We start from the raw sequence: 23,186 nt of genomic DNA, 5'->3' as shown, positions 1-23,186 counted from the left end.
ACCCCAAGTCTCATTATAAAGTATTATTCGTTGATTGTGAAATGAAACCGTTTAATTTTTTAATATTTACTTAAATCTACTAATTAAGACGACGTTATGTCGCTTTCCTTTCATTATAGCCTTCAATGCTTAATATTGCTTCTTTTTTTGACTCTTGTTTCATAAACTAGTACAAGCTATAAAGTGAAACTTCATAATGCTATGGTTTGCTGTCAGTTACATGCAAGATAAAAAATGGGGGAAATTATCTATGAGTACTGAAGTATTTCAAAAGTTTTTTAGAGCTATTCTCGTTATCGGATCAATATTAACTATCATAGTTGTTATATATTATAGCTTTCCGTTCATATATCCCATTCTTTTTGCATACATACTTGCTCTCTTATTTCAACCAATAGTTCTTTGGTTTGAAAAAAGAATGAAATTTCCTAAAATTCCAGCTATAGTGATTACTGTTGCTTGTTTTTTATCAATTTGTACAGGTGCATTATTTTTAGCAATTACAGAATTATACCAAGGTACCATTTTTCTTGCTGATAAGATCCCAAATCATTATCAACAATTTGTTTTATATTTAGAGAGTATGTTCAATACTCATATTTTACCTATGTATGAAAAAGTTCTTTCTTATATTGATTCATTAGATCAAGGGTATCAAGAGACCGTTAAAAACTATATCGCCACAATTAGTGATTTAATTGCATCTGGAGGTGCCTCATTTCTACAAGCAGCAATAAGTAATATTCCAATGTTCATTGCTGCCATCCCTAGTTCTGTAACTAACATTGTTTTTATACTTATTGCTTCTTGCATGATTAGTTATGAAATGGATCGTATTCACTCATTTTTCAAGGGGGCCTTTCCTACTCACATACAATCCATTCAAAATAAAATAGCCTCCCATTTTAAACTTGCGGTGGTCGGCTATTTTCGTGCGCAATTAATACTAGTATTTACGACAGCATGTATTATACTTATCGGGTTATTAATTCTGCAAGTAGAACATGCGCTAACAATTGTTTTGTTTGCTGCCATTGCAGACATAATCCCATACGTAGGTACTGGGATTATCTTTATTCCTTGGATAATGTTTTGTTTTATTACAGGTAATTATACGTTAACAATCGGGCTATCAATACTTTATGGATTTGTTGTTATACTCCGACAAATCCTTGAACCAAAAGTATTGTCTTCGTCGATTGGTATTCACCCACTGGTGATGCTTATCGGGATGTTCATAGGTCTAAAAGTACTCGGGTTTATAGGCATATTTCTTTCCCCAATTTTACTTGTTCTTTTTAAAGGATTGATGGAAACTGGTGTATTCCATCTGGTTTTTAAATATATCAAGGGATAATTACCAACGTCGATAAATAATGGTTCCTTTCCCCATCATACGTGTCATTAATCGTTTTAATTGATGTTTAATCAAGTTCCTTGTCCAAGGTAATACAAGAATTAGTCCCACTACATCCAAAATAAACCCAGGTAAAATGAGTAATATGGCTCCAAAAAACAAAGCAATACTATCCATTAATTCTTCTGTAGGTGCATATCCTTGTTGCATTTGTAGTTGAGCTTTTCTAAATGTTTCAGCTCCTTGCTGTCGTACAAAATAAAATCCAAATAACCCAGTTGCAATAATTAATCCTGCAACCCACCATGGACCTATTAAATTACCTAACCATATAAACGTTCCTATTTCAAGAGCCGGAATAACTATTAACAATAACAAGAAAAATCTTAATTGCATTTGTAATCATCCTTTCATCCTTATTTTATCACGGGAAATAACTAGAAAGAAATTTGGTGATAGCATTATCCTAAAATTGTTAAACAGATAAATCTTAATGAATCGAAAAAAGGCTCCTAGCCTTAGAATGGCAGGAACCTTTACAACTATTTATTTTAAATCACAATACACCTGCATGTCCAGCGTAGATATCTCCACGGTTACCATCAACTGTAATGTCTTGTCCATCTTGAAGGATTTCAAATATATTGTCCACCCCTACAATAACAGGAATACCAAGACTTAATCCAACAACAGCTGCATGAGAAGTTAATCCACCTTCTTCTGTAATAATTGCTGCTGCTTTTTCAATTGCAGGCATCATTTCTTTGTCTGTAGCGTATGTGACTAGAATATCACCGTCTTGTACTTTTTCTAAAGCTTCTTTATTCGATTTAGCAAATACGGCATGTCCATATGCACTTTTTCTGCCAATTCCTTGTCCTTTAGCAATCACATCACCAATCACGTGAACTTTGAGCAAGTTAGTTGTTCCGCTTTCTCCAACAGGAACACCTGCTGTTATAATGACACGGCTCCCTCTACTGCAGATGCCTGTATTTAACCCTTTATCAACAGCAATTTCTAGCATTTCATCTGTAGACGTCGCTGGTTTACCTAAAACAGCATGCACTCCCCAAACTAAGGAAAGTTGACGATTTACTACTTCGTTAAATGTAACAGCTAAAATAGAAGCTTTTGGACGATACTTAGAAATCATTCTAGCAGTATGTCCGCTTTCAGTTGGTGTGATAATTGTATCAACATCTAAATTGGAAGCTGTATGTGTAACTGATTGACTAATTGCTTCCGTTATGGTCATATCCACATATTGTGAACGCTCTTCTAACATTTGCTTATGATCCAACGCAGATTCAGCTTTTAATGCAATATTACTCATTGTTTGTACAGACTCTACTGGATAAGTTCCAGCAGCTGTCTCTCCAGAAAGCATAATTGCATCTGTACCATCAAAAATCGCATTAGCTACGTCTGATGCTTCTGCACGTGTTGGACGCGGATTACGCTGCATAGAATCTAACATTTGTGTAGCAGTAATTACTGGCTTTCCAGCATTATTACATTGCTTGATTAATTTTTTCTGTACTAATGGTACATCTTCTGCTGGTATTTCCACTCCCAAATCTCCACGAGCTACCATTAATCCATCACTTACTTCAAGAATACTATCGATATTATCGACACCTTCTTGGTTCTCGATTTTAGGAATAATTTTAATATATTGTGCTTGATGTTGATCAAGTACTTCTTTAATTTCTAGAATATCTGAAGCTCGACGTACGAAAGATGCAGCAATAAAATCAACACTTTGTTCGATTCCAAATATAATGTCATTAGTATCCTTTTCTGTTATGCCAGGAAGGTTTACAGAAACGTTAGGAACATTAACACCTTTTTTGTTTTTGATTTCTCCAGAGTTCAGTGCGATTGTTTGAATTTCACCTTTAGTTTTATCAATTGATTTTACTTCTAATTCAATAAGTCCATCATCCAATAGAATTTTTGAACCTTCATGTACATCATTAATAAGTCCTTGGTATGTAACAGAGAATTTCTCGGCCGTACCCTCTATTTCATCCATGGCGATGGTCACTGGTTTACCCTGTATAAGATCTGCTCTACCCTCTTTAAAGCTCCCTGTGCGAATTTCTGGTCCTTTGGTATCTAAGAGTATAGCTACCGTTTTATTTTTGTTTTTAGCCGCTTTACGGATATTTTCAATACGTGCACCATGCTCTTCATAATCTCCATGAGAAAAGTTTAGACGAGCTACATTCATTCCAGCTTCTATAAGTTGCTCTAATTTTTCAATTGATTCTGACGCAGGACCAATTGTACATACGATTTTTGTGTTTCTCATTATATATCCTCCTTGATATTGCTGCATAATTCCTGGTTAACTCACTTATATGAACCCATTTCAACAACAGTTATCTTGTATTTGGATCCAAATATTACTTGTAGTTTACTCCATTTCAAATGTTACATGGATCTTATCAACGATGAAATTGATTCATATACTTAGATTGATAATTCTTTAGACAGTTTATACATTCCTTTATCAATTGTATGTTCAACGTTGAACACTTCATCAAATGTATAATCCACTAATACGTTTTTTTGGATTCCTACCATTCTGCCACCTTGATCTTCAATCAATAGTTCTACTGCTCTAGCTCCCAACCTGCTTGCAAGAACACGATCCTGTCCTGTTGGTGAACCTCCACGTTGAATATGGCCTAACACAGTTACTCGAGTTTCAAGTTGTGCTATTTCTTCAATTCGCTTCCCGAATTCAAAGCCACTACCAACACCTTCAGCTAGTAAGATAATACTATGTTTTTTACCACGGTCATGTCCATTTTTTAATCGTTGAACAATACTGGAAAATTCTTCTTTTTCCTCTGGTATTAGTATACTTTCTGCGCCAACAGCTAACCCAGCCCATAACGCCAGGTCACCAGCATCTCTTCCCATTACCTCTATGATATAAGTTCTTTCATGTGATGTGGCTGTATCTCGTACTTTATCAACAGCATCAATAATTGTATTTAATGATGTATCAAAACCAATTGTATAATCTGTACCTGCAATATCATTATCAATCGTTCCTGGAACACCTATACATGGAAAACCTTTTTCAGTTAATTTTTTTGCACCTTGGAAGCTTCCATCGCCCCCAATAACAACTAATCCATCTATATCATGCTTTTTAAGTTGCTCGATTGCTCGAAATTGACCCTCATCGGTTTTAAATTCCTCACTTCTGGCAGAAAAGAGTATGGTTCCTCCGCGATGAATAATATCACCAACAGATCCCAATGTCATTCTTTCAATATTACCATCCATTAATCCTTGATAGCCATTTTTAATGCCGTATACTTCTAGATCATGATAGATCGCCTTACGAACAACAGCTCGAATAGCAGCGTTCATACCAGGAGAATCACCGCCACTTGTTAATACTCCTATTCTTTTCATGAATTGTTCACCCCAATTAAATAATCATTAAATGCCAAAGTACTAACTATATATTTAAAGATAAAGAAAAAAACTCTAAATATCAATCATAAACCCCACAACCTACTCATTTTACAAAATTTCTCGCAAAAATAAAAGGCTGATATAAAAATTTTTATCAGCCTTTTATTTATTAAGACATAAACGTCCCCATTTGTTTAAATTTTTCCCATCTCTTATTTACTAACTCATTTGAGGAAAGCTGTATTAATTCTTCTAAAGATTCATTTATTACCTTATCAATCAAATCTGCTTGCGAATCAACATCCCGATGAGCTCCACCTCTAGGTTCAGAAATCACCTGATCTATTATACCTAATTCTTTTAAGTCTTGTGCAGTAATCTTCATAGATTCAGCTGCTTTTTTGGCTTGTGTAGAATCCTTCCATAAAATCGCTGCAGCACCTTCTGGTGAAATCACGGAATATGTAGAGTTCTCTAACATATGAATATGATTTCCAACACCAAGACCGAGTGCTCCTCCACTACCACCTTCACCAATAACGATACATATTATAGGAACCTGTAAACCCGCCATCTCCATCAGATTTTTTGCAATTGCTTCACTTTGTCCTCGTTCTTCAGCAGCTTTACCAGGGTAAGCACCTTTTGTATCAATAAACGTTATAATAGGTCGATTGAATTTCTCTGCTTGTTGCATATGTCGTAATGCTTTACGGTATCCTTCAGGATGTGGCATACCAAAATTTCTTCGAATATTTTCTTTTGTATCTTTCCCTCTCTGATGTCCTACTACTGTGACTGGAAAACCTTTATAATATCCAATACCTGATATTATTGCTTCATCTTCTCCATAGAAACGGTCGCCGTGAAACTCAATAAAATCTGTAAAAATCCGTTCAATATAATCTAATGTTGTCGGACGATTAGGGTGCCTTGCCATCTGCACTCTATTCCATGGTTTTAAATTTCCATAAATATCTTCTTCAAGTTTAGTTAATCTTTCTTCTAGCGTTTCAATCTCTTTAGTTAAATCTATCTCGCTATTTTCAGTGAACGATTTTAATTCTACTATTTTTTCTTTGAGATTTACAATCGGTTTTTCAAAATCAAGTATTGGAGTCATTTGGGTTGTCCCCCATCCACATGCATTTTAAGTAACTTGCTTAGTGTATCCTTCATATCTTGTCTATGGATTACTTTATCTACTTGCCCATGATGTAATTGAAACTCTGCAGTTTGGAAATCATTCGGTAACTTCTCACGAATAGTCTGTTCAATAATCCTTCTGCCTGCAAAACCAATTAATGCACCAGGTTCCGCAAAATTATAATCTCCAATAGAAGCGAAACTTGCAGAAACACCACCAGTAGTTGGATGTGTCATTACAGAGATCATTAGTCCCCCGCTGTCTCGAAATCGTTTTACCGCAAAAGATGTTTTGGCCATTTGCATCAAACTTAAAACACCTTCTTGCATACGAGCACCGCCAGAGGCAGTAAAGATTACAAATGGAATTGATTCTTCTCTTGCTGCTTCAATTGCTCTTGTTATTTTCTCTCCTATCGCAGATCCCATACTTCCCATTCGAAAGTGAGAATCCATGACTGCAAAAGCAATTTGGACATCATTTACATTTCCTTTACCAGTAACCACGCCTTCAGTAAGAGATGTTTTTTCACGATCTTTCGCAATTTTACTTTCATATTCAGGAAAATCTAATGGATTTGCTGATGTAATCTCTTTATCCCATTCCTCAAATGTTCCGTTGTCAAATAAACTATCGATTCGGTCCCATGCTGTCATAGGATGATGAAAACCACAATTAGGGCATACTTGTAAAGCTTTTACCATTTCTTTACGATAGTATATTTTTTTGCAGTTTGAACATTTTTGCATCAAACCTTCAGGTACATCCATCTTTGCTTTTTCACTTGGAATGGATGCATATTTTTTTCGCTTGCCGAAAAGATCTTTTATTAGCAAGTCTATTCCCCCTTTTGTACACCTGGACATGCGGTATTAAAACCACTATATAGATAATTAACTGAAAAAAGTATCGAAACTCGTCGAGTATTAATAAAAAATTTGTATATACTTAATTTTAAGAAGGGTTCGTGAAAATGGATTCAATTGATCCGTAGTCTTTATCCCGAATAACCTTAATCAATCGAGGATAGAATCCATCGATATAATACTGTTTTGGCACAGTAGATGAGAACTCTTCTAAGAGCATCCAAATTCGATTCATCAATAAATTATTCGTCTTTTTTAACAAAAAGGAAAAGAAATAATGATGTAATCTATCATCTTCTTTATACAATTGAACTATTTTCTCTAGTTCTTCTATATCCATTTCAGTAAGATGTTCCATCGCAAGTTTAGTTGCTTCTTTTTCAATTATTTGCTTGGTCCAAGGTATTTCATGCTTTATATTATTTTGAGTCAAGATGAAAGAAGATAGTAATTCAACTGTTTGAAAGGATTGATAAGAATTAAGAAATGTACCTTCACCATGCCTTGTTTCTATTAATCCTATTAATTCTAATGCTCGTAAAGCTTCTCTTATGGAAGATCTTCCAGCATTAAGTTTATCTGAAAGTTCTCTCTCAGAAGGAAGCTTGTCCCCGGCATTTAATTGATTTATCTCTATATAGCGCTGTAATTCCTTAATCACGCTTTGATAAACCTTTTGTTTATTTGTTATTGGCATGCGGGGATTCACTCCTTATTTCTTCTGTTGCGTTAGCTTCCTTGTCTTCTCTGCTACTTCTTCGGGATCTACATTCATTCTAGCAACTCCAGTACTCATTGCAGCTTTTGCAACATGTGAAGCTACCAATGGTGCAACTCTTTCATCAAACGGTGATGGGATAACATAATCATCATGTAACTCATCATCGGAAATCAATGTAGCTATCCCTTCAGCAGCCGCTACTTTCATTTCTTCATTTATTCTAGTCGCTCTAACATCCAATGCTCCTCGGAAAATACCAGGAAAAGCCAATACATTGTTTACTTGGTTGGCAAAATCTGAACGTCCTGTCCCAATAACTCTAGCTCCTGCTTCTTTTGCATCCTCTGGAAGAATTTCTGGGTCTGGGTTTGCCATTGCGAAAATAATTGCATCATCATTCATGCTTCTTACCATATCTTTTGTTAAAGCTCCACCAACAGACACACCAATAAATACGTCTGCACCTTCAAGTACATCTGAAAGACTACCTTCGACTTTGTTAGCGTTGGTATACTTAGCAACACTGTCTTTTACCGTATTCATTCCGTAAGGACGCCCTTCATATATTGCACCTTTAGAGTCGCACATGATCATATCTCGTACGCCGAAGCTTTGTAATAAACGAATAATTGCAATACCAGCCGCTCCGGCTCCATTTGCTACAACTTTAATTTCAGAAAATTTCTTTCCTACCAGTTTTAATGCATTAATTAATCCAGCTACTGTAACAATAGCTGTACCATGCTGATCATCGTGAAAAATAGGAATATTTGTCTCACTCTTTAATCTATCTTCAATAATAAAACAATTTGGAGCTGCTATATCTTCTAAATTTACTCCTCCGAAATTTGGTTCTAATAATTTCACTGTTTGAACTATCTGTTCTACATCGTGAGTATCTAGACATATTGGGAAAGCGTCAACTCCAGCAAAACCTTTAAATAAGACTGCTTTTCCTTCCATTACCGGTAGTGCTGCTTCTGGTCCGATATTTCCTAATCCCAATACCGCTGATCCATCGCTTACTACCGCAACCATGTTGCCTTTCATGGTATAGTCATAAACTGTTTCTTTTCGGTCATAAATCTCTTTACATGGTTCTGCTACACCAGGAGAATAAGCTAAACTTAAATCCTTTGCATCTTCTACGGGAACCTTTGTATTTATTTCTAATTTACCTTGCTTTACTTTATGTAAATGCAAAGCTTCATCTCTTAAGTTTGCCATAAGAATACCTCTCCTTTTAGACTTCGTTATCGGTAATTCATATTATAAAATTGCGATACCACAAGTGGTCTGACCACTTGTGACCTCTATATTATAACAAATGATATAACTGTGTAAAGTCATCAATATGATTTAAATACTACATTCTCTTTACCAAAAAAGCTTTCTAATTGTTTCTGAATTTTACTATCAACTCGTAAAGAATAGTTTTCTGAGAGCTGATAAGACTGATTTAAATCTCTATCATAAACAATTATCGATACTGCCCCAGGTTCAAACTCAGCTAGTTGTCTCAGTTTTTCTATAACCTGATTTCTTTTACTAGAATGTGTCCGTATAAAAACTTCCCCAATCGATTCATGTACTTCAATATCACCTGCTTGAAAGGGAAATCCTGATTGAATAACTAATTGCAGTCTTTGTTTTCTATCTTCCACTATTCCAGATATTTGTAATAACATGCCTTCTTCAATCTTATTACTTATCTGTCTAAATAAATCAGGGAATAATACAGCATCCATCTCAGACTCTTCATCGCTTATCGTTAGAAAGGCCATCCTTTCTCCGCGTTTAGTACGAATAACTTTCACTGTATCAACAATTACTACTGCATGTATAACTTTTCTAGTATTTACTAATTTCATAGCATGAGATAGAGTGATTTTTCCTGCTCTTCGTAACTGTTTACGATATTCTTTTAGTGGGTGACTGGAGACATAGAACCCAAGAAGTTCTTTTTCATCACTCAATTTCTTTATTTTCGTGAAATCTTCTATTTCTGTATAACTTTCCACCATTTCTAACTGATCTTGGAATAAACTCGGTTGATCCAAAAATTCTTTAAATAGTTCCCTTTGTTCGATCGCTTGATCTATGGAGGCAAGTAAGCTAGCACGATTACTATAAATGGAATCGAATGCCCCTACAAGCACAAGATTTTCAATAATGGCTCTAGAAACTACTTTTAGATTAACTCGCATACAGAAATCAAAAAAGTTTTTAAAAGTACCTTCCTTGCGAACTTGAATAATCTCTTGTATTGGTTGTATGCCAATACCTTTAATGGCACTTAGTCCCATGCGAATATCATTTCTTTCTACCACATACTTTCCAAAGCTTTTATTAATATCTGGCGGAAGTATATTGCCATTAAGTTTTTTGAATTCCTGGATATAAGTATTAATTTTTTCTTGTTGATTACGAACTCCACTAATTAATTCAGCATAAAAAGCACTAGGGTAATGTGCTTTCAAATAAGCTAATTGATAAGAAATTTTACTATACGCCACAGCATGACTACGCGGGAAGCCGTAATTTGCAAATCTCACTATCCAACTGAATATTTCATCTGCGACTTCTTTGTCATACCCATTATTTATACAACCAGTAATGAATACTTGTTTTTGTTTATATATATCCGACTCTTTCTTCTTACTTACAGCTCGACGAAGTATATCTGCTTCTCCTAATGTAAACCCAGCAATTGTATTAGCAATTTGCATTATCTGTTCTTGATATACAAGCACTCCATACGTCTTACTAAGAATTGGCTTTAAATCAGGATGTGGAAAGCTAACTGGTTCTAAATTCTTCTTTCTTCTAATATAGACAGGGATAAAATCCATCGGACCCGGTCGATACAATGCATTTACTGCAACAATATCTTCAAAAGTAGAAGGCATTAAATCTTGTAAAACCTTCTTCATTCCATCCGATTCTAATTGAAAAACCCCATTGGTATGACCTTTTCTCAATAATTGATAAGTAGCTTCATCTTGTTCCGGAATATCATCAAGCTGTAACGGACGATGTTTGCTATAAGTAATGGCTTTATTCACTTTTTCAATTAAGGAGAGATTACGAAGTCCTAGAAAGTCCATTTTCAGTAAACCAATTGTTTCTAGTTCACCCATTGCATATTGTGTTAAATAAGTTTGATTGGTTCCAGTTGTTAATGGAATATGATTGGTTAATTTTTTCTTACTTATGACTACCCCAGCTGCATGCGTCGAAATATTTCTTGGAATTCCTTCTATTTTTACAGCTATGGAAAACAATAACTTTAATTTAGGTGATTGCTTCACATACGCTTTTAACTCTTCTTTTTCTTGCAGTATTTCTGTAAGTGTCCGATTTGATTGCGATGGAATTTCCCTCATGACGTAATTCATATCCATTTCATGAATATCCAATGCTTTCATTAATTCTCTTAATACAGATCTTGCTGCAAATGTACCAAAAGTAATAATTTGCGCAACATGGTCTTGTCCATACTTCTCTCTAACGTAATCTATTACTTCATCCCTGCGGACATCTGAAAAGTCAACATCTATATCTGGCATGGATAAACGTTCTGGATTCAAGAATCGCTCAAATAGTAGGTTATACTCTAAAGGATCTACTTCGGTTATTCCCAATAGATAGGCAACTATAGATCCTGCAGATGAGCCACGACCTGGACCAACAGCAATTTGATTATCCTTTGCATACTGAATAAAATCAGCAACAATTAAAAAATAATCACTATAATTCATCGATTGTATAATTTCTAATTCATAGTTTAATCGATTTATAATCTGATCATCACGTTCTTTGTAACGTTCGTCAATTTTGCTATTACATAGTTGTTTTAAATAATCATCTGCAGTGAGTGAATTAGGCACAGGAAAGGATGGGATGTATCGCTCATTCATATCAATTTCCAAATTGCATTTTTCTTTTATTCTTTCTGTGTTTGCTAGAGCTTCCGGCGCAATATATTGAAATAATGACTCCATTTCTTCTTTTGTACTAAAATGAAGTTGTTTATTTTTTGGATTTATTTTGGTCCCGTCCCACTTTTCTCCATAACGAATTGATTGAAGACAATCATAAGCTATATCATCATTCTCATGAAGATAACGAACTTCTTGTATACCTGTTAAAGGGATTGAAAGTGATTGTAATGACTGAATTATATCTAAACTACGTCGATCTACCCCAACATAAAAATCGTCACGTGAAAAAAGACTGCTCCAAGAAGAAATATAAGTCATTAATTCCTCGGATGAAGATTTTTCCATAAATGAGGTAGCTGGTAATATGCCAACAATATTATTCGTGTAGGTTTTTAATAGCGATTTTTTTACTTCTGCATTTCCATTCGTATTTATGTTTGTACTCAATGCAATTAGTTGCTTGTATCCCTCATTATCTTTCGCCAAAAGAATACATGGAACCGTTTCATTTAATTGTTCGTCCTTGATCATTACTGTCAGACCAATAATCGGCTTAATTCCATTAGCAATGCATGCTTGATAAAAAGAAATTACCCCGTAGAGTACACCGACATCCGTTAGAGCTAAAGCCTCATATTTTTCTCTTTTAGCTTTATCTATCAATTTAGGAATAGTTATTGTACTTTCCATTAAACTATATCCCGATTTTATATATAAATGTGTAAATGACATATAATCCCGCCTTTTGATTCTTAACAAATTAATTATAACAAGCAATGAACGAACATGTATACGGTTTGGTTTCATCTCGCATAACCTGTACAAATATCTCATATATATGTATAAGGATACACCGCATAAGGAGTGTATGTATATGGAAGAACGTTTTTTTGCTGCCTTTATTCATTGTTTTTTTATTGCGCTAGGAGTCATTATTGGAGGATCCATTATCGGTAGTATTGGTGAATTTGCTACTGGGGATGCAGCTCTAACTTCAATTAGCAGAATTGCGGACAGATTACGAATTTGGGCAATAGTAGCTGCCATAGGAGGAACATTTGATGCCATTGCAAATTTTGAAAAAGGATTACTAGATGGAACACCTTTAGACCTCTTTAAACAAATTCTTTTAATCCTATCAGCGATGGGTGGCGTAAAAGTAGGAATTATTATTATTAATTGGTTTGTACAAGGAGAAATTCCCTAATGCATATCCCTCCGTATCATAAAAAACCCACCTGGAGATTGTTTTTTGTAGGTGTATTCTTCGGTTCTATTATTGGCTATCTCGTGATCATATATATGTATGGAACAATGTATGAAGATTTATTAAAAGAAAATATAGAATTAACCAGTGAGGTCAATGAACTAAAGAAACAAAACAACGCTTTACTTGAAGATAAAGAAGAACGAGACGAAGAGTCTCAACAACCTTTAATCGTATCAAGTATTGAAATCATCTTCGAAGAACCGGAACGACTAAAAATGGATTTACTTATTCAAGATCAATTAAAAGCTTTGATTCGTAAAGAAATTGATCATTTAATCGGTGAGGAATTAGCAACCTTATCAAAAGCAGATCGATTACTGTATTCAACTATCGAACATAAAGGATTTGAATTAGAGGAGCTTACCTATCACTTTTCTGTAAAAAAAATTGTTATAGATACAGAATTAGAAATTGTTTTATATCCCGAATCTGTCCAATAATGAACGTTATGTGACACTTCTTTCTATATATAGTAAATTAAAATAATTTCAGATATACTTATTACTTATAATATAGAGATCCTTAAATGAAGGGAGTTATAATTATGTTACCCATCCATTTAAGAAGAATTCGGGATACAAAAATGCAACTTCTTCGTCAAGGTATTACTGCTTATGCAGAAACAGAAGAATTAATTCGATTATTAAAAAATTCCATTAAAAAGGAAAATTTATCTGTACAATATGACTATGATCATGCTGGTTGTTGGTTTGTTCCGATAACAAATCAAATTCCAGTTAAATCCAGTAAAAAGAAAAGAGACTGAAACTTTATATATAAGTTCTAGTCTCTTTTTTAATTTACATAATGTACTCTTCACATGCCTTTTCAAGCTTCAATTCTAACGCTTTTGCTTCTTCCCAGCTGTATACCGTAGCTCCGGATGCTAACGGATGCCCGCCGCCGTTAAATTGTGAAGCTATTTCATTTATTATTGGCCCTTTAGAACGTAATCGAGCACGTATTTGATCAGATTCTTCAATAAAGAATACCCATGCTTTAATACCCTTTACGTCTCCTACTACTTGCACAAGCTGACTAGATTCATCCACACTAACTTTATATCGCTCTAATAATTCTGTGGTTAATTTAATGGTACATAACCCAGAAGAGGACAGCTTAAAGTTTTGTAATATGTGACCACTCAACCTAGAAATTTTATCTTCTACGCTATATAAACTATTATAAATTTGTGATCGATCAAAATTAAATGTTACCAACTCTGCTGCCAATTGAAACGTTCTTTTCGTCGTGCTTGGGAACTTAAATCTTCCTGTATCTCCTACTATTCCCGCGTACAAAAGTCGTGCAGCCTCTTGATTAAGTTGTAGACCTTCACTTTCGCCATATATTGCTAAATCAACAATCATTTCACTAACAGAACTCGCATTAGTATCCACCCATTGAATATCTCCGTATGTATCTACCTCTGGATGATGATCAATTTTTATAAGCTTTTCACCTATGGTGTATCGTTGATCATCTATACGAGGTTGATTAGCAGTATCACATACAATAACTAAACTGCCCGCATAAATCTCATCACCAACAATATCCATATTTTCTAAAAAGCTTAAAGATGATTCGGTTTCACCTACAATGTATACTTCTTTATTTGGAAAAGAATGTTTTATGAGTTGTTTCAATCCTGCTTGTGATCCAATCGCGTCTGGATCTGGACGCACATGTCGATGAACTATTATTCGATTATATTGTTTAATTGTTTCAATAATTTGCTTTCTTGTCAATCTACTTCCTCCTCTATACGATCTACTTTACTCTAGCTATCCGATTGGAAAAACGTTACAATATTAACGGTATAGATAATTAATATTATAGCATGAGCTAGGAGCGATTTAAAAAATGGTTATATTTCCAATTCTTATTGTACTCTCTGCAGTCCTTTATATTTATTATAAAGTAGCTATTATCCGTGAAAAAGAACCTATTACACAAAGATACTTTAATGGCAAAGCGAGAATATGTTTAGGTATATTCCTTTCTGCATTCGCAATCAATCAATATTTAAATTACTTAACGCAATTAAGTTTATTCATTGGTATTCTTTTGCTTGTTTTCGGGATTCTTCAATTAGTAAGAGGTATAGGTGAAACTAGACATTACCGGAGTGAATGGCGCCGACTTAACCCAAATGAATAAGAAAGCATAAAAAACAAAAACCGACTATAATCTAGATAAAAATCTTATTATAGTCGGTTTTTGTTTATCATATAACCATCGCTTTTAAGTGTAATTACCTTTATCTATTGATTAGTTGTGCCATAATCAATCCTTTGCCCACCATTTGGTCTAAGTTATAAACTTCGACATCAATTTTTGCATAAAGTCTCCCTACATCAATTATCTTAGGTTTAATGGTTAAATCACTTTCAATTTGAACAGGTTTACTAAAGTAAACAGTGATATTCTCTATTGAAATATCTGCTTTTTTTACTTTTAAAAGCATTCTACTACAAGCCTCTGCAATAAGTGAAGTAAATACTCCATTCGATAAAGTACCTAACTGATTCGTCATTTGCGGAATTATTTTCGTAGTGAAAGACAATTCATCTTCCTCATTAGCAATTAAATTACTTGATACAATATCATCAATTGTTTCTCCAACTTGTGGTTGTCGTTGAATCTGTTGCATTGCTTTTAAAACGTCTTGTCGAGATACAACGCCTTTTAATTGATGAGACTGGTCTACTACTGGAACTAATTCTATTCCTTCCCAAACCATCATATGTCCTACCGAAGCTAAAGAAGTCTTTTCTTGGACAACTTGCGGCTTTTTACTCATGACTCGATCAATTCGATGTTCCTTCGTTTTTCCAACAATGTCCTTAGATGAAACCATACCCACTACTCGCAATTTATCATCAAGAACCGGGAATCGAGTATGCGAAGATTTTTCATTTAATTGGTACCATTGTTCAATACGGTCATTTGTAGTTAAATAATATGCTCTTTCAAATGGTGTAGATATATCACCAACGAATACTATCTCCTTTTTTATTAATTGATCGTATATGGCGCGATTAATCATAGCAGCTACAGTAAATGTATCGTAACTAGTGGATATAATCGGAAGTTCTTTTTCATCCGCAAGTTTTTTTATATAGTCTTCCGTATCGAAACCACCTGTGATTAATACAGCTGCTCCTTCATGTAAAGCTTGTTCATGTGCTTTTATTCTATTACCAACAATCAATAAGGAATCCGCCTGTGTATAGCGCATCATTGCATCAAGCTGCATGGCTCCAATTACAAATTTACTTAGTGTTTTATATAATCCATCTCTACCACCTAAGACTTGTCCATCAATGATATTAACCACTTCAGCAAATGTAAGCTGATCGAAATTTTCTTTATTTTTCCGCTCTATTCGGATTGTTCCAACACGTTCAATTGTACTTACTAATCCCTGGTTTTCCGCCTCTTTAATTGCCCGATAGGCGGTTCCGTCGCTCACATGAAGATCCTTTGCAATCTGGCGAACAGATATTTTATTTCCCACTGGTAAAGCGATAATATGTTGAATGATCTGCTCATGTTTTGTAGACATGGTCATTCACCTTCTTTCAACTGTACTATATAGTCATCTTTACTATTATTATACAGTTGAAAATACGGAAACTCAATTATTACCAAGTTTTCGCTTTAGAATTTCCTTCTGTTCCATTACAGGAGGTTGTGTAATTTGTAAAAGCGTAGAAAGATTGGCCCCAATAAAAAGGAATAAGAAAGCTAGCCAACACCCCCAAAAAAAGTATTCGAGTTGTGACGTGGCTTCAGGTATTAATGGCCAGGCAACATATAAGAAAAAAACTGCTAAAAGTAATCGTAGTAGAGCATACTGTCGCAATAGATATCCCTCCTTTTCTTCATATTAGTCTATGAAGAAAAAAAGAGTTTCATAACCAATTAATACGATCTACCACATTGCAACACCGATGACATCCATAAATTTAGTGGGAACAAATTGATTTCCATATACATAAATCGGAGAACGAATGTTTTCTTTTATTTCAGTATAGATTTCAGATAAATAAGCAACATCACCACTTAGAACTACTTGACCAAAGGCGATTGTTTCTTGATTAGAAAGCATCTCTATATAATATTTTTTAAAAAGTCCGGGTGAATAAGTTGTGCTTTCAATATGCCAATGTTTTGTATAGACAGGTTGCCCTAAATAATACGTAGTCATAGTTAGTACATCTTTGTTCCAATATACTACTAACACATCACTTGGTATATAAGATACTCTCTCTTGGTACAATCGATATACTGCTTGTGGTGCGACATCTGCTCTTATAGCTCGAACTTTTGATTGATTTAATAAGGATGTATACGATTGAATGTGGTGAAGATAATATGAATAGATTAATAGGTTTGATGTTTCTCTTTGTTGACCATGATTATGTATATCTTTAGACCATTGGTTCACAATTAATAAGCTTTCTCGATCTTTAACTTTTGAATGATAAAGTTGATAGAGGTGTGCTAATTCACTTGGAAGTGTAAAAGTCACTTTTTTTCCTTCCCATTTATAGCGCTGCACTAAATCTGTAATAAATAATTTAAGATTTTTTTTATCTTTAATAATCCCTTTTTCAATAATACCCAAAGGGAGCTCCACTTCCCCAACATGATCTCCAACACCCTTTGAATTACTACGCTTTTCTGAATATCGTATAACATGATTGGTAATAACGAAGCTAATATCCCCTTTTTTTCCCACAACGCCACCCTCAATTCTAGTAAAATTTGGCAATGTATAGTTCTTATAACCTATATTATCATTTTTCTAACACAGCCAAAAGACTTATTTACAAATTCATAGGGTATAATTGCTTATTATTTTTCCAAAAAAAGCATATTTTTCGTAATATTATTATGAAAAAACCGTATGAATCAACTTTAATTGATTCATACGGTTTACTGATCTTATAATTCGTCCTCTACAAATCGATTGCTTCTCCTATATTCATTGCGTAGCCTTTTCCAGTTTTAATTTGATTAGCCCAAGCTTTAGCATCTTGCTCTATTACTGGAAAAGTATTGTAGTGCACTGGAACGGAAATACTTGCATTTATCCAATTAGCTGCATGTATCGCATCTTCTGGACCCATCGTAAAATTATCCCCGATAGGAATAAATGCTATATCAATATCATTCATTTCTCCATACATTTTTAAATCCGTAAATAATGCTGTGTCTCCTACATGATAAATTGTCTTCCCATTGATAGTGAGAAGGATTCCTGCAGGCATTCCACCATATATAATTGATCCGTCCTCTGCTTCATAAGAAGAACCGTGGAATGCTTGGGTAAGTTTAACCGTACCAAAATCAAATTGTTTTGACCCTCCGATATGCATTGGATGAGCATTTAACCCTTGTGCACTAAGGTAGTTAGCTAATTCATTTGGCGCAACTATAAAAGCATCATTATTTTTAGCAATTTCAAAAGTGTCTCCTACATGATCATTATGTGCATGTGTTAATAGTATTACATCCACTTTTAAAGTGCTTGCATTTAAATCACAAGCCTCATTTCCGTTAATAAACGGATCAATAATAATGTTATGATTATCTGTTTCGACTTTTACTACTGAGTGACCATGATAAGATACTTTCATTAATATCTCTCCTTTTTTAATAACTAGTTTATCATTATCTCTACATTACTTTTTCCCACTTCATTTGTTTTTTTAAACATAAAGTGAAAATTCATTTAGTATAAGTAACTGCAGAAAAACTCCAATATTACTTTACATAAACAATAAATTACTTCATCATCTTTTAAAAAATTCTAATATACTGTTATAATATCAAAATACGAAATGAGGAGGTAATTAAATGCAAGAACGTTTAGAAAATTTTTTAAAAAAGCTAAAAGAACAATCTATAGATAGTGCATTCATAACATCAAAAGCAAATGTCTATTATTTAAGTAATTATTATACAGAGCCCCACGAAAGAATAGTAGGAATCTATTTATCAGAAAACTTTGACCCTGTCTTTTTATTACCAAAGATGGAAGAAAGTGATGCTAGAAATGCTGGCTGGAAGTATACAATTTTAAGCTATTATGATCACGAAAATCCTTGGAAATTACTTATAGATTATCTCAACAAACAAAGTCATCAACCTCAGTCGGTTGCGCTAGAACAAGATCATATAACAATGGAACGTTACCAAGCAATTCAAAATATATTACCGGAAGCTCAATTCCAAGATGCGAAAGAATTACTTGCACAGTTACGTGTAATTAAATCTGAAAAAGAGCTTTCTTTATTAAAAACAGCTGCTGAACTTGCTGATTTTGGAATACAAACTGGAGTAGAAACTATTCAAGAAGGTGTATCCGAATTAGATCTTGTAGCTACAATTGAATATTCCCTAAAAAAACAAGGTATTAGAGAAATGTCATTTCAAACAATGGCATTATCAGGTGCTAAAACGGCCTCTCCACATGGCAATCCATCAACATCTAAATTAGAAAAAAATGGATTTGTTCTTTTTGATTTAGGAGTTATTTATCAAGGGTATTGTTCTGACATAACCAGAACTGTTGCTTTTGGTAACCTGACCGAAGAACAAAAAAGCATCTATGAAACAGTACTAAAAGCAGAAGTAGCGGCAATCGAACGTTCAACTATTGGATCATCTGTCGGTGCCATAGATCAAACTGCAAGAAAAACCATTACTGATGCGGGTTATGGTAAATACTTCACACATCGGATTGGTCACGGAATAGGAATCGAAACACATGAATATCCATCAATGCATGGAGAAAATAATTTACCCTTGCAAAGTGGCATGACATTTACAATTGAACCCGGTATTTACGTTCCTAATGTTGGTGGAGTTCGAATTGAAGATATGATATATATGACTGAAGAAGGACCAAAAATATTAACGAAGTATCCGAAAAACCTACAAATAGTGAACTAAACAACTATGTTAAAAACCGACCTAAAAGTTATCTTGAATGAAAGGTCGGTTTTTTTAATGTGAACATTTTCTCATTACTGTAAAATACTAATTACATCACGATACTCTAATTGATGCGCATCTGCTACGGCTTGATAAGTCACATATCCTTCCAACGTGTTAATTCCTTTTAACAAAGCTTGATTTTCTAAACAAGCTCGTTTATAACCCTTATTTGCTAATTGTAATGCATAAGGGACTGTTACATTTGTTAATCCAATTGTTGATGTACGAGGTACTGCACCTGGCATGTTCGCAACTGTGTAATGAAGAACCCCGTGTTTAGTATAAGTTGGTGCATCATGAGATGTAATTCGATCACTCGTTTCAAAATTCCCTCCCTGATCTATAGCTACATCAACAATCACTGATCCTTCAGCCATACTTTTCACCATCATTTCACTTACTAATTTAGGAGCTCTTGCACCGGGGATTAGTACAGAACCTATAACCAGGTCAGATTCTCTAACTGCTTCTCCTATATTAAGTGAATTGGACATAAGTGTATTAATGGAACTACCAAATATATCATCTAATTGACGTAGCCTTTCAGGATTCAAATCAATGATTGTCACATCTGCTCCTAATCCAATTGCTATTTTGGCAGCATTCGTACCCACTACTCCACCACCTATGATCGTCACTTTCCCTCTTTTCACACCTGGTATACTCGATAAGATTATCCCTTTTCCACCCCTAGGCTTTTCTAAAAATTGTGCACCTACTTGTGTTGCCATACGGCCTGCTACTTCACTCATTGGTGTTAACAATGGCAGAGATCGATTTTGTAATTGTACAGTTTCGTATGCAATCCCAATTACTTTTTTTTCAATTAACGCTTTCGTTACCTCCGGCTCATTAGCTAGATGAAGATACGTAAATAAAATTTGTCCCTCTTTAAAATAAATAAATTCTTCATGTAGAGGCTCTTTTACTTTCATTATCATTTCTTTTGACCAGGCTTCTTGTGCCGTCGGAACAATTGTCGCTCCAGCTTGTATATATTGTTCATCAGTGAAATTAGAACCCAGTCCAGCTTCTGTCTCTACATAAATTTCATGTCCTGCATCTTTTAATGACATAACACCTGAAGGGGCAATCGCCACTCGATTTTCATTGTTCATAATCTCTTTAGGGATACCAATTTTCATGTATATACCTCTTTTCCGAATTGATATACGAGCTTTGATAAGTAAATTGTAACAAATATTGCGAAGAAACGCACTATTGTTTCAATTAAACGTCAAGCTAACTATTTTGAACAAATATCATTATTTATAAGGTATGCTCTATGTAAAGAGGAGGTTTACTCCTCTTGTCCATATTTATGCTTTACGGTTATTAAACGTGTTAATTCCACGATTGTTATGGAGTTGATCGTCTATGACACCACTTTGATAACTTTCATTTAATTGATTTTGTACAGCAGCGACACCTTCATTATCCTCATACAAAGATTGCTTTTTCCCTTGTTTTTTGGACATTCTCTATCACCTCCATGTTTTTATCTTAACCTATACCTAAAAAAACATAATGTTATTTTATTCCTTTAAGGATTGGAGTTATCTAAAATCGGGTATATAATTAGTAGAGTAAGAAAGGGGAGATTATTGATGGAATATAAAAATATTGTAGTAGCTGTAGATGGGTCAAAAGCCGCAGAAAATGCATTTAACAAATCTTTAGACATTGCTAAACGTAACAACTCCAGACTAATCCTCGCCCATGTCGTAGACTCTCGTACTTTTGCTACAGCAGAAGCTTATGATCGCAGTTTATCTGAACGTGCCGAAACCTACGCAAAAGAATTGCTTAATTCATATGTAGAAACGGCAAAAGGAGCCGGTATAACAGATTTAGCACGAGTTATTGAATATGGATCCCCTAAAGTAAAAATTGCTAAGGAAATATCCAAAACATTTGATGCAGATTTAATTATTTGTGGAGCAACGGGGATGAATGCTGTAGAACGTTTTCTTATTGGAAGTGTTTCTGAAAGCATAACAAGGTATGCGCCATGTGATGTATTGGTTATTCGAGAATAATACGTTCGCTTTTTTTAACAGGAACCGGATTTTACCTAACTTGAATAGAAAAACTTTTCAAGTGGATTTTCATTACAAATTATAAAATTGATACAACTAAAAAGACCTACTTCCTATCTGATGATAAGAAATAGGTCTAACTTAATTTCTGAATTACTATCGCTTCAGTCAGATTATTAATGACTGACTAATTATCCATTTAGTCCGCTTAATCTCACCGTATCTTTTGCGATCATTGCCTCTTCATTTGTTGGAATAATAATTACTTTTACTGGAGAGTGTGGATAGTTAATAAATTGCTCTTTTCCACGTACATCATTTAATTTCGGATCCCAGTAAATTCCCATGAATTCAAGTCCGGTTAAGATTTTTTCCCGAATAGTTACACTGTTCTCACCAACTCCAGCAGTGAAGATGATTGCATCGAGTCCATTCATTTTTGCAGCATAAGAACCAATGTACTTATGGATACGACCTGCAAAAACATCTAGAGCTAATTCTGCTCTTGCATCTGATTCAGATTTTTCTTCAATATCACGTAAATCACTAGAAAATCCAGATAATGCTAACATTCCGCTTTCTTTGTTCAGTACGTTTAATACTTCATCTGCTGTTTTTCCAGTCTTATCCATAATATATGGAATTAATGCTGGGTCAATATTTCCTGAACGAGTCCCCATCGTTACGCCCGCTAATGGTGTGAACCCCATAGAAGTATCAATGGACTCCCCATCTTTAATTGCAGTTACACTTGCTCCATTACCAATGTGACAAGAAATCAAACGTAGGTTGGATAAAGGTACACCTAATAAGTCTGATGCACGTTCTGAGACATATTTATGGGAAGTACCATGGAAACCATATTTACGAATCCCATATTCTTCATAATATTCTCTTGGAAGACTGTACATATATGATGCTTCAGGCATTGTTTGATGGAAAGCAGTATCAAATACAGCTACCATCGGAATTTCAGGTAAAATCTCCTTAAATGCATGAATTCCTGTTAAGTTTGCAGGGTTGTGCAATGGAGCTAGTTCAGATATATCTTCTATTTTTTGAATAACTTCATCAGTAATTAAAACAGAATCAGAGAAATATTCACCACCATGTACCACACGATGCCCTACTGCGTCTATTTCATTAAATGATTGAATTACACCTGTAGAAGTCAATGACTCCAATAACATTTTAACAGCAACACTGTGATCAGGAATATCTGTAACTTGCTTATCTTTCTCTCCGTTTGCTTCGACAGAAAAAATTGCGTCAGGCATTCCAATCCGTTCTACTAATCCTTTTGCAATTACTTCTTCATCTGGCATTTGAATAAGTTGAAACTTTAATGAAGAACTACCAGCATTAATTGCTAACACATTACTCATTACTC

The 23,186-nt window shown here is 34.5% G+C and carries 23 protein-coding genes; 7 read left to right on the top strand and 16 right to left on the bottom strand.

Going from position 1 to position 23,186, the window contains the following annotated elements:
- Nucleotides 1-196 precede the first annotated feature (196 nt).
- The gene (ytvI, locus tag AQ616_RS04420; protein ID WP_346421594.1) at nt 197-1,357 is read left to right on the top strand and encodes a sporulation integral membrane protein YtvI; all 1,161 of its coding nucleotides are present in this window, start codon (nt 197-199) and stop codon (nt 1,355-1,357) included.
- On the opposite strand, the gene AQ616_RS04415 is transcribed toward ytvI, so the two are convergent.
- The 8 genes from AQ616_RS04415 to dnaE form a co-directional block, all read right to left on the bottom strand.
- Nucleotides 1,358-1,753, bottom strand: a complete 396-nt coding sequence (locus AQ616_RS04415) for an FxsA family protein (RefSeq protein ID WP_017797281.1) — start codon at nt 1,751-1,753, stop codon at nt 1,358-1,360.
- A 160-nt stretch (nt 1,754-1,913) separates the two neighbouring features.
- Nucleotides 1,914-3,674 carry a pyruvate kinase gene (gene pyk / locus AQ616_RS04410; protein ID WP_017797282.1) on the bottom strand — a complete coding sequence of 587 codons (1,761 nt, stop codon included), beginning with the start codon at nt 3,672-3,674 and terminating at the stop codon, nt 1,914-1,916.
- A 161-nt stretch (nt 3,675-3,835) separates the two neighbouring features.
- The gene (gene pfkA / locus AQ616_RS04405; RefSeq protein WP_017797283.1) at nt 3,836-4,795 is read right to left on the bottom strand and encodes a 6-phosphofructokinase; all 960 of its coding nucleotides are present in this window, start codon (nt 4,793-4,795) and stop codon (nt 3,836-3,838) included.
- A 172-nt stretch (nt 4,796-4,967) separates the two neighbouring features.
- Nucleotides 4,968-5,921, bottom strand: coding sequence for an acetyl-CoA carboxylase carboxyl transferase subunit alpha (accA, locus tag AQ616_RS04400; RefSeq protein ID WP_017797284.1), 954 nt, complete (start codon nt 5,919-5,921; stop codon nt 4,968-4,970).
- Entirely contained in the window at nt 5,918-6,811 is an 894-nt protein-coding gene (gene accD, locus AQ616_RS04395; protein ID WP_039819636.1) for an acetyl-CoA carboxylase, carboxyltransferase subunit beta, read from the bottom strand. Before accD ends, accA begins: the two co-directional genes overlap by 4 nt.
- An 88-nt stretch (nt 6,812-6,899) precedes the next feature.
- Nucleotides 6,900-7,508: a FadR/GntR family transcriptional regulator gene (locus AQ616_RS04390; RefSeq protein ID WP_069685162.1), complete on the bottom strand. Its 609-nt coding sequence runs from the start codon at nt 7,506-7,508 to the stop codon at nt 6,900-6,902.
- 15 nt (nt 7,509-7,523) lie between these two features.
- Nucleotides 7,524-8,759 (bottom strand): NADP-dependent malic enzyme, encoded by a 1,236-nt coding sequence (ystJ, locus tag AQ616_RS04385; RefSeq protein ID WP_069685161.1) that lies wholly within the window; start codon nt 8,757-8,759, stop codon nt 7,524-7,526.
- A gap of 122 nt (nt 8,760-8,881) precedes the next feature.
- Entirely contained in the window at nt 8,882-12,208 is a 3,327-nt protein-coding gene (gene dnaE, locus AQ616_RS04380; protein ID WP_069685160.1) for a DNA polymerase III subunit alpha, read from the bottom strand.
- A gap of 142 nt (nt 12,209-12,350) precedes the next feature.
- Here dnaE and ytrH point away from each other — a divergent pair, with 142 nt between their 5' ends.
- The 3 genes from ytrH (at nt 12,351) to AQ616_RS04365 (ending at nt 13,512) form a co-directional block, all read left to right on the top strand.
- Entirely contained in the window at nt 12,351-12,683 is a 333-nt protein-coding gene (ytrH, locus tag AQ616_RS04375; protein ID WP_017797289.1) for a sporulation membrane protein YtrH, read from the top strand.
- Nucleotides 12,683-13,186 (top strand): sporulation membrane protein YtrI, encoded by a 504-nt coding sequence (gene ytrI, locus AQ616_RS04370; protein WP_017797290.1) that lies wholly within the window; start codon nt 12,683-12,685, stop codon nt 13,184-13,186. Before ytrH ends, ytrI begins: the two co-directional genes overlap by 1 nt.
- A 104-nt stretch (nt 13,187-13,290) precedes the next feature.
- The gene (locus AQ616_RS04365) at nt 13,291-13,512 is read left to right on the top strand and encodes a YtzJ family protein (RefSeq protein WP_017797291.1); all 222 of its coding nucleotides are present in this window, start codon (nt 13,291-13,293) and stop codon (nt 13,510-13,512) included.
- A 34-nt stretch (nt 13,513-13,546) separates the two neighbouring features.
- On the opposite strand, the gene AQ616_RS04360 is transcribed toward AQ616_RS04365, so the two are convergent.
- Entirely contained in the window at nt 13,547-14,494 is a 948-nt protein-coding gene (locus tag AQ616_RS04360; RefSeq protein WP_017797292.1) for a DHH family phosphoesterase, read from the bottom strand.
- 115 nt (nt 14,495-14,609) lie between these two features.
- Between AQ616_RS04360 and AQ616_RS04355 the strand changes: the two genes are divergently transcribed.
- Complete coding sequence (locus tag AQ616_RS04355) at nt 14,610-14,906, top strand: YtpI family protein (protein ID WP_017797293.1); 297 nt, start codon at nt 14,610-14,612, stop codon at nt 14,904-14,906.
- Between the two features lie 100 nt (nt 14,907-15,006).
- Here the strand turns inward: AQ616_RS04355 and AQ616_RS04350 are convergent, their stop codons facing one another.
- The 4 genes from AQ616_RS04350 to AQ616_RS04335 form a co-directional block, all read right to left on the bottom strand.
- Entirely contained in the window at nt 15,007-16,314 is a 1,308-nt protein-coding gene (locus tag AQ616_RS04350) for a DRTGG domain-containing protein (RefSeq protein ID WP_017797294.1), read from the bottom strand.
- Between the two features lie 72 nt (nt 16,315-16,386).
- Entirely contained in the window at nt 16,387-16,614 is a 228-nt protein-coding gene (locus AQ616_RS04345; protein ID WP_017797295.1) for a hypothetical protein, read from the bottom strand.
- Nucleotides 16,615-16,683: 69 nt separating this feature from the next.
- Nucleotides 16,684-17,493, bottom strand: coding sequence for a type IV pilus biogenesis protein PilM (locus tag AQ616_RS04340; RefSeq protein WP_017797296.1), 810 nt, complete (start codon nt 17,491-17,493; stop codon nt 16,684-16,686).
- Between the two features lie 220 nt (nt 17,494-17,713).
- Nucleotides 17,714-18,394, bottom strand: coding sequence for a metal-dependent hydrolase (locus AQ616_RS04335; protein ID WP_017797297.1), 681 nt, complete (start codon nt 18,392-18,394; stop codon nt 17,714-17,716).
- Between the two features lie 220 nt (nt 18,395-18,614).
- Between AQ616_RS04335 and AQ616_RS04330 the strand changes: the two genes are divergently transcribed.
- Nucleotides 18,615-19,712, top strand: coding sequence for a M24 family metallopeptidase (locus AQ616_RS04330; protein WP_017797298.1), 1,098 nt, complete (start codon nt 18,615-18,617; stop codon nt 19,710-19,712).
- Between the two features lie 74 nt (nt 19,713-19,786).
- Here the strand turns inward: AQ616_RS04330 and ald are convergent, their stop codons facing one another.
- Both ald and AQ616_RS19550 read right to left on the bottom strand, forming a co-directional pair.
- Nucleotides 19,787-20,902, bottom strand: a complete 1,116-nt coding sequence (ald, locus tag AQ616_RS04325) for an alanine dehydrogenase (RefSeq protein ID WP_017797299.1) — start codon at nt 20,900-20,902, stop codon at nt 19,787-19,789.
- 174 nt (nt 20,903-21,076) lie between these two features.
- On the bottom strand, nt 21,077-21,235 hold the full coding sequence (locus tag AQ616_RS19550; protein WP_017797300.1) for a hypothetical protein: 159 nt from the start codon (nt 21,233-21,235) through the stop codon (nt 21,077-21,079).
- A 129-nt stretch (nt 21,236-21,364) separates the two neighbouring features.
- On the opposite strand from AQ616_RS19550, the gene AQ616_RS04320 reads away from it, so the two are divergent.
- Nucleotides 21,365-21,796: a universal stress protein gene (locus tag AQ616_RS04320; protein WP_017797301.1), complete on the top strand. Its 432-nt coding sequence runs from the start codon at nt 21,365-21,367 to the stop codon at nt 21,794-21,796.
- A 191-nt stretch (nt 21,797-21,987) separates the two neighbouring features.
- Here the strand turns inward: AQ616_RS04320 and AQ616_RS04315 are convergent, their stop codons facing one another.
- Entirely contained in the window at nt 21,988-23,181 is a 1,194-nt protein-coding gene (locus AQ616_RS04315; protein WP_017797302.1) for an acetate kinase, read from the bottom strand.
- Nucleotides 23,182-23,186 lie beyond the last annotated feature (5 nt).

Origin of the sequence: Oceanobacillus sp. E9 (genome assembly GCF_001741975.1) — a bacterium.
Lineage (GTDB): Bacteria > Bacillota > Bacilli > Bacillales > Amphibacillaceae > Oceanobacillus > Oceanobacillus kimchii.
Note: the sequence above shows the minus strand (reverse complement) of the source record. Positions and strands in the feature narration are given on the sequence as shown.